The organism is Deltaproteobacteria bacterium CG11_big_fil_rev_8_21_14_0_20_49_13, assembly GCA_002796305.1.
In the GTDB taxonomy this organism is placed as follows: Bacteria; UBA10199; UBA10199.
Map to the genome: position 1 here is coordinate 1 of PCWZ01000026.1, position 11,767 is coordinate 11,767.

General features: G+C 49.5%; 9 protein-coding genes and 1 pseudogene. 6 read left to right on the forward strand and 4 right to left on the reverse strand.

The features are described from left to right. Positions 1-169 precede the first annotated feature (169 nt). Positions 170-1,483, forward strand: coding sequence for an inositol-3-phosphate synthase (locus tag COV46_02180; GenBank protein PIR17905.1), 1,314 nt, complete (start codon positions 170-172; stop codon positions 1,481-1,483). Between the two features lie 2 nt (positions 1,484-1,485). On the opposite strand, the gene COV46_02185 is transcribed toward COV46_02180, so the two are convergent. After that, positions 1,486-3,096: a hypothetical protein gene (locus tag COV46_02185; GenBank protein PIR17906.1), complete on the reverse strand. Its 1,611-nt coding sequence runs from the start codon at positions 3,094-3,096 to the stop codon at positions 1,486-1,488. Between the two features lie 42 nt (positions 3,097-3,138). Next, positions 3,139-3,681, reverse strand: coding sequence for a hypothetical protein (locus tag COV46_02190; protein PIR17907.1), 543 nt, complete (start codon positions 3,679-3,681; stop codon positions 3,139-3,141). 156 nt (positions 3,682-3,837) lie between these two features. Here COV46_02190 and COV46_02195 point away from each other — a divergent pair, with 156 nt between their 5' ends. Next, positions 3,838-4,230, forward strand: a complete 393-nt coding sequence (locus COV46_02195) for a hypothetical protein (GenBank protein ID PIR17908.1) — start codon at positions 3,838-3,840, stop codon at positions 4,228-4,230. Between the two features lie 25 nt (positions 4,231-4,255). Here the strand turns inward: COV46_02195 and COV46_02200 are convergent, their stop codons facing one another. Both COV46_02200 and hypC read right to left on the reverse strand, forming a co-directional pair. Further along, positions 4,256-5,638, reverse strand: coding sequence for a [FeFe] hydrogenase H-cluster radical SAM maturase HydG (locus COV46_02200; GenBank protein PIR17909.1), 1,383 nt, complete (start codon positions 5,636-5,638; stop codon positions 4,256-4,258). 47 nt (positions 5,639-5,685) lie between these two features. Beyond that, entirely contained in the window at positions 5,686-6,948 is a 1,263-nt protein-coding gene (gene hypC / locus COV46_02205) for a HypC/HybG/HupF family hydrogenase formation chaperone (GenBank protein ID PIR17910.1), read from the reverse strand. A 109-nt stretch (positions 6,949-7,057) separates the two neighbouring features. Here hypC and COV46_02210 point away from each other — a divergent pair, with 109 nt between their 5' ends. From COV46_02210 to COV46_02225, 4 genes and pseudogenes are all read left to right on the forward strand, one after another. Beyond that, on the forward strand, positions 7,058-7,828 hold the full coding sequence (locus COV46_02210; protein PIR17911.1) for a hypothetical protein: 771 nt from the start codon (positions 7,058-7,060) through the stop codon (positions 7,826-7,828). Between the two features lie 96 nt (positions 7,829-7,924). Beyond that, positions 7,925-8,623 (forward strand): hypothetical protein, encoded by a 699-nt coding sequence (locus COV46_02215; protein PIR17912.1) that lies wholly within the window; start codon positions 7,925-7,927, stop codon positions 8,621-8,623. Positions 8,624-8,817: 194 nt separating this feature from the next. Further along, positions 8,818-9,396: pseudogene (locus COV46_02220) on the forward strand (LemA family protein). Between the two features lie 374 nt (positions 9,397-9,770). Beyond that, the gene (locus tag COV46_02225) at positions 9,771-11,675 is read left to right on the forward strand and encodes a Fe-S oxidoreductase (protein PIR17913.1); all 1,905 of its coding nucleotides are present in this window, start codon (positions 9,771-9,773) and stop codon (positions 11,673-11,675) included. The last annotated feature ends 92 nt before the right edge of the window (positions 11,676-11,767 follow it).

Here is an 11,767-nt window from a genome sequence, read left to right on the forward strand (position 1 = left end):
TTAACTCCTCCCATTCTCTATCCAACATATACCTTATCCTCTTTATAGGGGGGATACGATGTCTATTCCGCATTCCATCAAATTAGCATTTAATCGTTGCAAAGGTCTTTCCCTATGCTATAAACTCGCGAGTCCTCTCAATTGGGGAAGGACAAGGAGAAAACAACTTATGACAACACCAAAGAAGGTCGAACCGGCCGAAGGGAAACTGGGCATATTATTAGTGGGCTTAGGGGCTGTTTCAACCACTTTTATCGCTGGCGTGGAGGCGGTCCGCAGAGGCATAGGTAAGCCGATAGGGTCTACCACTCAAATGGGCCATATTAGGCTCGGCAAAAGGACCGATAACAGGAGCCCCCTTATAAAGGATTTCGTGCCCCTTGCAAAACTCGACGACATGGTCTTTGGTGCGTGGGATGCCCTTCCCGATAACGCCTATGAAGCGGCCATTAAGGCCGGTGTTCTAAAGAAAGATCTTCTTGACCAGATAAAGCCTTTCCTCACGGCCATCGCACCCATGAAAGCTGCATTTGACAGAAATTATGTCAAGAAGCTGGATGGCACGCACGTAAAGAACGCCCAAAATAAGGCCGATCTGGCCGAACAGTTAATGGACGATATCCGCAAGTTCAAGGACGCTAATCGCTGTTCACGCGTTGTGGTCGTCTGGGCGGCTTCCACCGAAATATTCATGAAACAGGCCCCCTGCCACGATAACCTTGCCAAGTTCGAAGCGGCAATGAGGGCCAATGATCCAAACATCGCCCCTTCAATGATCTACGCCTATGCGGCATTAAAGCTTGGCATCCCATTTGCCAACGGCGCGCCTAACCTGACGGTCGATACTCTGGCAATGCTCGAGCTTGCCAACACAACCGAAACTCCCGTCAGCGGCAAGGACTTTAAGACCGGACAGACGCTCATAAAAACGATATTAGCCCCCGGTTTCCGCTCAAGACAATTGGGACTTAACGGCTGGTTCTCGACCAATATATTGGGCAACCGAGACGGTGAGGTTTTGGATGACCCCGAAAGCTTCAAAACAAAAGAAGAATCTAAACTTGGCGTTCTTGAAACGATATTACAACCTGAGATCAACAAGGAGCTCTATGGGAACTTCTATCACAAAGTAAGGATAAATTACTATCCCCCGCGCGGAGACAACAAAGAGGGCTGGGACAACATAGATATTTTCGGTTGGCTCGGCTACCCGATGCAGATAAAGGTCGATTTCTTATGCCGTGACTCGATCCTTGCCGCACCGCTGGTCTTGGACCTCGCGCTCTTCAGCGATTTTGCGAAACGCGCCGGTCTCAAAGGCGTTCAGGAATGGATGTCGTTCTTCTACAAATCACCCATGACGAACCCGGGACTCTATGCCGAGAACAACCTCTTCATTCAAGAGATGAAGATGAAGAACACCCTTCGTTATCTAATGGGCGAAGAGCAGATCACCCACCTGGGACTTAATTACTACGAATAAGCTCACATTCTTTTTGGTATCTTGATGTGCCTGAGACGTTTTTGGAGGTTGTAATACTCCAGGACCGGCTCGCCGTCGTTCTTCCACCTATCGTAGAAAAGCCTTTTGAGCTCTTCTTTTGCCATCCTCTCGCTCATCATGGCGTAAAATAGTTTGTCGCCCAGCATATAACCGAGCGCATGGGTCACCGCGAAGAACAGGTCGCTGCGAAGGACCTTCACTATCTTGCCATCGTTCAAATATCTTTCACCGGAAGAGAGAAAGTCGATAACGCTAAACGCCGTTTCGAACTCGAGCCTTCTATCCTGAGGGACCCTGACGGTGGAAAAATATGAAACGAGCCCCTTGAACTCGTGCTCGTGAAAACATTTACGCTTGGGGTTGACAAGCTTTGAGCCAAAGAACGCCAGCCCTTCATGCAGGATATTTGCGTAAAAGGCGTCTTCCATCGAACGCCTCTCTTCAGTACCGGAACAAACATGCTTTAAGAAGTGAGCGGCCTCTTCCGCAGCGTGGTTTATCGAAAGGTTCGCAAGATAAACCACCCTCTTTTCGGCTATAAAATAGCTTTCGCTGGCAAGTATCTGCCGCTTGAGCGCTTTGAGCTCACGCGGCGTGAACTTGCCGCCCTCTTTTAGCCGCTCAAAAAATGAAAGGTCCCCACAGGTATAAACATCCACCTTCTCTTTTTCGTCGCCGATATTTATCCCCAGAAATTTAGAGATATGGTCGACCAGATCTATGAAGCTCGATTTGGAATCGGCGAAGTCTATCTCCCCTTCTTCGTGCTCCAGCCAGTTTATGTATGACTGCTGGCAAACGATCGGAGGTGTGTTCATCCGGCAGAATTTGCGCTCGCTTATCTTTACCACCTCGACCCTGTGGTCGAGCCCCTTTTCCGCAAGGTCCCAGTAAATAGCGTCGCTGTTCTGATAGAGAATGAGGTCGGAAATCGGATGCCGGATGTCGGATTTTTGAAGTAACTTTAGCACGGCCTCCGGCAAGTGGGCAAGATGCAGGTCCCCTATCAAGACGAAGATCTTATGATCGGGATGTTTTTCAGCGATATCAACTATTAATTTTGCCGTGGCCTCATCGCGTTCTTCAAGCCCGGCGTTATGATGGGCGGCGTCGATCCCGAAAACCGGTAATTCGTGGTACTGCGCAAAATCAAAGAGCGGTTTAAAATTGGCCCAAAGGTCAAACACCCAATGCTCACGAAGGCCGATCTTCTTTAAGAACTCCTTCTCTTCCATTTTACCGTCCATAAAATTATCAAGGACCTTTTGATGCTTCTTATGAATGAGCTCCAGCCCGATCATCATGTTCTCGTTATCGGGGTATATGGCCTTTAATATCCTTAAGAACGAACGCTGGCTCTGATTGCAGGTATGATAGTCGCCCACATATATTATCTGCGAATCTTTTATGGCCGAAAGTATCTCATCGTGCGTTGCAACGCGTTCGTAACCGGCGACCGCCTTTGTGTACTTCTTCTCGTAGGCGGCAAAACCCGGTTCCTTCACAACAATGGAATTGCTAATTATCTCTTTGTTCTTGAGCCAGAGCTTTCTCTGGATTCGGATAAGTTCTTCGCGTGGAGAAAGGGGCATATTGACGCGTATTTTACGGATATATCTTAAAACCGCAAGGAATTATTGGCTCCGGATAACGGCTTCACACATGGTGGCATCTTTCATGGCATCGTCAATGCCCATGACCACGGCTCCAACACCAGCGAACAAGAAAATAACGCCAACTGCACTAAAAAGGACCCTGTCTAGTAGGCTGGTTTCGACAGCAGCTATAGCCCTTGAACCTGTCCACCATCCTAATCCTCCCAGACACCCACCTGCAACGATCCTGGTCGGCGCTTTTTCTATCATTTCACATTCTTTTATTACCTGTTCGGTTAACCTGCTGTCTCCCACGAGTATTTTAGTGGCGTTATTTTCATAACGCACCGGCGCGTTATTAAACCTCGACGTCTCCTTTTGGCATCTAACCATATGTGCAAACAATCTTAAATCATCTCTTTGAAAATTTCCGTCCTCGTCCATTCCTGCCACCATCGCCGATCGAATGTCCGCGACCTCTCCAACCGTAACAAGATTATCTCTTATCGCCTCGTTGTAGACATCAATCGCGTTTGTGCCTCCATCAAACACCGCATTAATCGCATCCCGTGCTATACTCATAATTTTTCTCCTCCTCTTGATTACCCTTGATCGAACATATTTAGTTCATAACTTCAAGTCTTTTGGGGTCCCAACATTTTGAAAGCCCTTGACAACTGCTAATTTGCCTATTAAAAAGGGCGCTTTCCCTGGCTAAAAAGCAGCCCATCTCCTTTTATGCATGAACTGACGATTATACGGAAGGTCGTGGTTGCGGCCGACAGGGCTGCGGAGGCAAATAATATTGCTCACGTCAAGGTGTTGCGTCTGCGCATGGGTCAAATGGCCGCCGTCTATCCGGACCAGATCTCTTTCGGTTTTCTGACCTATGCCAAAGGAACGCGGCTTGAAAAAGCCAAGCTTGAAATTGAAAAGGTAAAGGTCCTGCTTGAATGCTACCAATGCCTCACGCTTTTCGGTGATGAAAGGTTCGAAGACCACGGATTTGCACATGCGATAGCCCATGCTCCCCTTACCTATCTACCGCCAAAATGCCCCAAATGCTCATCTGAGCGTATCGGGATCAAAAATGGACGGGAGATGGAACTTGTAGATCTTGCCGGCGAATAAAGACCGGCGTCCCCCACTGCCGGAGCTAAAAGAAGAGATCGCGTTTTCCACTTTTTATCTCTTCCAGCTTCTTTAGAGTCTCGGCCTTAAGTTTGGGGCTGATTATTCGAGAGATGAACTTTGCCATGATTTTTCCGCCCCTATCTTTTGACCTTTCGTCTCCAAAATCTTCCAGATACTCGGCGAACGTAAGAATGGCGTTCGGTCTGCAGAATTCATGGATATCTCCAGACTTTGCAAGGTCCATAAAAGTCTTGCCGGTTCTGCCTATGCGATAACACGCGGTGCAAAAACTGGGGAGCAGACCGTCGTCAATGACCGACCTGACAACTTCGTCAACGGGACGATCGTCTTGTATCTCGAATTGCTCTTTTCTTTCCGACCTCTTCCCCGCATATCCGCCGGGCGTACAGACCGATGCCGCACTCGCCTGAGAAATGCCCATCTGAAACGCACGTCTGCGCAAATCTGGCGGCTCACGGGTTGAAAGTATCAGTCCGGCATAAGGCACGGCAATTCTCAAAATAGTGATCAGTTTTAGGAATTCTTCATCACCAACAGGATATTCCGGCCTGTAGTTTATACCTTCGCCGCCGCAAAAACGCGGCACAGAAATAGTGTGAGGGCCGACACCCAAATGACTCTCCATATATTCGGCATGGGCAACGAGCGCCATAGTTTCGAAGCGCCAGTCATAGAGACCGAAAAGCGCGCCGATGCCGAGATCATCGAGTCCGGCTTCACGCGCCCGGTCATGGGCGGTTATCTGGCGGTCGTAATCACCCTTGAGGCCTTTGTGGAGTTTTTCATATGTGTCTCGATGATATGTCTCCTGAAATAGCTGATATGTGCCGATGCCCTCTTTCTCCAAGCGTCTGTAATTTTCAACGGAGGTCGATGCAATATTTACGTTCACCCTTCTTATCGAATTGCCGCCTTTACCTTTTACGCCGTAGATAGTCTTGATGGCGCTACAAACATAATCGATACTATTTTTATCGGGGTCCTCGCCAAACTCGATAAGAACGCGCTTGTGCCCCATATTGATGAGACACTCGGCCTCTTTTGCTATCTCATCGAGTGAAAGCATGCGGCGTTTGAACGCTTCGTTCGTGAGATGAAATCCGCAATAGGCACATTCGTTTACGCAATAATCGGAGATGTAAAGAGGGGCAAAAAGGACCAGACGTTCGCCGTATATCTCTTCTTTTATTTTGGATGCCGCGTGAAACATCTTATTGATCTCGTCCGGTTCGTTGGCGTTGACAAGAACCGCTACATCTTCCAGAGAAAGGCCCTTTTTGTCGGTACCCTTAAGAATCACGCGGTTCACATCATCCCTTGAAGGACGCGAACGCCTTTTTAAAAGGTTGACTATCTGATCTTGATCAACGGCCTTTAAATTCATGCGGAATGTCTATAATAAACTCCCCACCCGTTCAAGCGAATAAAAACTTAAGCATTAACGCTGAGATCTGTTGGGGCGCGGCCGATGGAACGCAGGAGCTCTATCACCTTGTTGACATGTTCTTGTGTGTCAAGGTCGGTCCCAAAACGGTTGGGATAGATATCGTAAAGACGTCGGTACTTCATGGGCGTGACATTTATCATTAAAGAATTGGCACCCGCCATAAGTCCCTGTTTGGCACCGTCAAGACCCCACAACGTTTCAAGCGCGGTTGTGACCAGTATCTTTGCCTCAGGGTTCATAACGCGGGCGTTGGCAATGATGTCGAGCGTCTTTTTAAGGGACGGAGCCTTTTCGCTAGCGAGCGGAGTTTGCGGATGCGGAACAAAAGGACCGAACGAGAACATCTCGGCCCCTAGCTTAGAGGTCATCTTTATATCCTGCATGATATCCTCGTGCTTTTGATCTGGAAGACCGATGAGAAAACCGGTAACGATGAGATAACCCATTTCGCGCAGGTCGTTGATAAGTTTCAGGCGCGCTGATAGTCCATCATCTCCGTCCGTCATCCCCACGGAAGTGGGGACCTCGTTCATGCATTCTAGATTCCCGTTTTCACGGGAATGACGGAGGTCTGGTTTTATCTTCGCATATATATCCGGATTCGAGGTTTCAAAGCGCAGAAGCGCCCCCCTTGCCCCTTCGTCGTACATCCTTTTATACGTATCGGCGCTACGCTCTCCGACCGAGACAAAGATAAGCACCGGATGCCGCGCGCGAATATCGCGAACTATCTGCGCGAGCTTGTCATCGGTGTAAAATGGGTCTTCGCCGGATTGAAGGACCAGCGCCTGAAAACCTAACGCCACCGCTTCATCCACCGCGTTTAGAATTTCGGGAATGTCCATCCGGTAGCGCGTCAGCTCTTTATTGCTCTTTCTGATGCCACAATAGTGACAATCTTCGGCGCAGTAGTTAGAGAACTCAATTATTCCGTGCACACAGCAGGAGTTGTCCTGATGCTTCTGTCTGATGGCGTTCGCACGATCGTAGAGCGTCTTGGGGTCGTTCGCAAGTTTCTTGTCCTGCTCTTTCAGTTTAAAGAAGATATCTTCCCAAATCTTTAAGGTCTCCTTGGCCTCTTCATCCGATATCTTACGGATAACAAAACCACCCTGCGCATATACGTTCTCGCCTATGACAAGGTCCTCAACCAGATCGACATAGGCCTTTCTCTTCTCGCCGAAATAGTCGACCGTTGCGACCCTGCCTTCTATCGCCGCAATTTTGCCTGGTATCGCGTAGCACATATTCCAATAGTCTTCGAGCAAAGCCGAGAAGACTGATTTTATCTTCTCGACAAGCTCGAAGAATAAAAAATTGCAATGGGCACTCTAGATATGCTAGGCAGGCTTTCCAATGCAAGCCATAAAAAAAACGGCCCTCATACTACTCTTCCTCGTAGTTCCTTCTTTGGCGTCCGCCCTCACATTCCCCAAACCCGTTGGGTTTGTAAATGATTTCGCCAATATAATAGACCCCCAGACAAGGGTCCGGTTAGATAGCATGCTCACACAATTCCAAAAGGCTACTGCGAATGAAATCGTGGTGGCAACCGTTCAGACGCTGGATAACGAGCCGATAGAAAATTACGCGGTCGCCATGTTCAAAGACTGGGGTGTCGGTCCGGCCAGGGAAGATAACGGGATACTCATCCTTGTCGCACCGAATGACAGGCAGATACGCATTGAGGTCGGCTACGGACTCGAACCTTATATAAATGACGCTCTCGCCGGAAGGATCGTTCGCGACACAATGATCCCCCACTTCCGCGACGGAAACTTTTCATTGGGAATATTAAACGGAGCGGTTGAGGTGGTTTCGACCGTTGCAAAGAAGACCGAGGTCGAATTCGACGCCTTGGCGGCTGGAAATATATCTCCTGCAACCCCAATATACTCACTACAGGAAGGGCCCGAAAAAAAGGAATCGCTGGCGGGCAAGATATTCAAGGTAATATTCATAGTATTTATCGTCCTCCTTTTCATCAAAAACCCGTGGGCGGCGCTATTTATACTTTCGAGCTTCGGAGGCGGACGCGGCGGTTCTTTCAGGGGCGGTTTTGGCGGCGGTTTTTCCGGATTCGGCGGCGGAATGTCCGGAGGCGGAGGAGCGAGTGGCAGATGGTAAGGAGGTAGTCATTCTGAACGAGAGCGAAGAATCCCGAGCGTACACTCTGGAACCTTCGCCTATGGCTAAGGATGACATACATTATGAGGTATAATTATGAACGTAACGGAATTCACCAAAGATCTTAAAAAGGCCTATGCCGAGAACCTAGATGCGGTCGTTCTCTACGGCTCGGCCGCGGACGGAGAGTTTCACTCCGGCCGTTCGGACATTAACACCATAATCGTTCTTAAGAACATTGCGCCGGTAGAAATAGCCCGATCCAACAAGACGCTCAAAAAATGGGTCAAGAACGGCAATCCTCTCCCGATCTTCTTCACCAAGGAGATAATAGATGGCGCCGCCGACGTATTCCCCATCGAATTCAGCGATATTACCGCAAGAAACAAGGTCCTTTATGGCAACGATGTCTTCGCCGGCATAAAGATAGACGGACGGAACCTTCGCCACCAGTGCGAACATGAGCTCAGGAGCAAGATACTTGCCTTCAGGCAGAGGATGGCGCTCCTCTCCGACAGACCTAAAGAGCTTATAGAACTGATGCTCGAATCGTCGTCATCGTTCTTTGCTATATTCAGCGGTGTGCTCAGGCTTTCCGGAGTAGAGCCGGCACCTTCCAAAAAAGAGATTGTGGAACAGCTTACAAAATTAGTTGACACCGATATTACGATAATGCTCGAGATAATCGATGTAAGAGAGAAAAATCGCATCTGGCGAAAAGAAGAGGCAATGGAAAAGATCGAGCAATGCTTGACTTCGATAGAAGCTGTGATTAGGTATGTAGATAAATTGTAAGCGAGCGTCGGATTTACTCCGCGCGAACGAGAGGGGCTTGGGGGAAAACGGCGAGGGTTGCCGAGCCGGTCGTTCCCCCCATCAGAAAGTGAGCGAGCATCTGGCTTTGCCAGTGCGAGTGAAAGGGGCTTGGGGGGAAACGGCGAGGGTTGCCGAGCCGGTCGTTCCCCCCATCAAAATAAAGGGCTTAAATCATGAAAAAACTGGTCATCGGTCTTGTGGTACTTGTAGTGCTTGCCGGCATCGGCTTCAGAATTGTCCAATGGGGCATCAGCAAATATAACACGTTGGTCGCCGAAGGACAGAACGTCGACAAATCGTGGGGACAGGTAGAGAACGTCTTACAGAGAAGGAACGACCTTATCCCCAACCTTGTGAACGTGGTCCAGGCATATGCCGTCCACGAGCAGGAAGTCTTCATAAAGGTCGCCGAAGCAAGAAGCATGTGGGCAAAAGCGGTTCAGGGCGGAAACGTCGGCGACAAGATGAAGGCCGACTCCGCAGTATCCGGATCCCTTTTTAACCTCATGGCGATGATAGAACGTTATCCCGACGTCAAGGCCAACCAGAACTTCCTGGCCCTTCAGGATGAACTGGCCGGAACGGAAAATAGAATAGCGGTAGAGAGAAACCGATATAACGAGGCGGTCCAGACGTACAACACCTACGCCAAGATGTTCCCGAACAATATGATAGTTGGCATCTTTAAGTTCCCGAAGGATCGCGAATACTTTAAGGCGGAAGAAGGCGCGACAAAGGCCCCAGAAGTTAAGATAGGATACCCAGGAGTTCAGGTCCCCGGAACGCCTCCTACAGGCTCAACTCCTCCTATCCATGCGGCACCAACGGTACCTCAGGCAATTCCGGCCCCGCAGATAACTCCTCCGCCAACCGCCACACCGACCCCACAGGCACCTGCTGCGCCGGCCATGACACCAACTCCCGCGGCGCCACCTACACCTGTGGCAACTCCGACACCGCCCGCTCCGGCCCCGGTAACAACGCCAACTCCTCCAGCACCTGCGCCATCAGCGGCTCCCGCGGCTCCGGTCACTCCCATAATGGCGCCGCCCGCAGTTCAGTAAAAATAAGTTTCGGTTGATTTTATCAGTCAACTTTAATACCCAACCTAACAATAGGGGGTTTTATGTTTCCTGCCACGGTCGGTATCATTCTTGGAATCGGTCTTTTGTGCTTCATCTTTACAGCCTACAACAGGTGGACGACCTTAAAGATAGCCGCTCCGATAAAGGACATAAACAGGCTGGGCACCAGACTTTGGAGGGTCTTTCTTTACGCAATAGGCCAAAAAAAGTTCTTCAAGCACGGACGCGTAAGCGGCCTTATGCACGCCTTCATATTCTGGGGCTTTTGTGCGGTAACCCCTGGAACCACGATAATCTTCGCAAAGGGCTTTGATGCGGGATTTGCCGGCTCGTTCCTCTCCTCACCTGCCGGTCATGCATATACAATGTTCAAGATTTTTTTTGAAGTTCTTGTCATAATAGGATGCTTGGCCCTTCTTTTTAGAAGGATATTTTTAAAGACCAAGAGACTTACCCTTTCGCTCGAGGCCAACATAATACTCGTAACGATCCTCTTGCTCATGGTCACGGACTTCGCGATCGAGGCAGATGTGTGGTACAATTTCTCCTACTTCACCCACATAATACTCGTACTCGGGTTCCTTAACTGGCTACCGTATGGCAAGCATTTCCACATCATTACCTCCATTCCCAACGTCTTCCTGCAAAAAATGGAACCGGCCGGGGCCCTTTCTTCCATCAACCTAGAGGATGAGAAGATAACCACCTTCGGCGTTAACAAGATAACCGAGTTCAACCGGAAGCAGTTCCTTGACCTTTACAGCTGTACCGAATGCGGAAGGTGTCAGGAGCAGTGCCCGGCGTTCGCCACTGAAAAACCGCTCTCGCCAAAGGAGCTTTCGGTAGCGCTACGCGACCATCTCTATGAAGAGACTCCTTCGTTCAAGTTCTCATGGACGATACCTGCGGACGGAAAGGCCTCGGCACAAAAACTTGAGCTACCTCCCCTTGTTGATAACGTGGTGAAGGCGGATACCATTTGGAGCTGTACAACGTGCAAGGCGTGTGAAGAGGCGTGCCCCGTCTTCATTGAATATGTCGATAAGATAACAGACATGCGCAGGCATCAGGTGCTCATGCAGGGAGCCATCTCTCCCGAAGCGCAAACAGCGCTCCAGAACATCGAAAAGAACTATAACCCTTGGGGGATAGGGTATTCTACGCGCGGAGACTGGGCAAAAGAGATGAACGTTAAGACCCTAGCCGAAGATCCAAAGGTAGAATATCTCTACTTTGTGGGATGCGCCGGCTCATTTGATGAACGCGCCAAGAAAGTGACCAGGGCCTTCGTAAAACTCCTGCAAAAAGCGGGCGTTTCCTTCGGCATCTTAGGCGCTGAAGAAAAATGTAACGGCGACTCCGCACGAAGACTAGGCAACGAATATCTTTTCCAAACGCTCGTCAAAGAGAACATGGCCACCTTTGGAAAATACGGGGTGAAGAAGATAATAACGACCTGTCCTCACTGTTATAACACATTGAAGAACGAATATTCGCAGTTCGGGGGGAATTACGAAGTGCATCATCATACGGAATTCTTATTGAATCTGATCGAAAACAACAAATTATCTCTCTGCAATAGCACGATAGAAAGACCGCACGATCGCACGATAACCTATCACGACTCCTGCTACCTCGGCCGCTATAACAATATCTACAACGCCCCGCGCGAGATACTGAAGGCGGCGGGCTATGAAGTGGTCGAACCGAAAGAGACCAAGGACCGTGGCCGCTGTTGCGGCGCGGGCGGCGGGCGGATGTGGATGGAAGAGAACCTCGGCACACGCATCAATCACAAACGACTGGAGGACCTGCAAAAGACAGGCTCCGAAAAAATTGCAAGCGCATGTCCCTTCTGCCTGACGATGATATCCGACGCCGCCAGAGAAAAGAAGGCGGAGAAGATTCAAACGCTAGATATAGCAGAAATACTGGCCGAAAGTTGAAGATAAATTTGAGGGCACCTCTATAAACCCATTGTTATGTCATTGCGAGGAGCGTCCAGCGACGAAGCAATCTCCATAAATCAAGTGTTTGC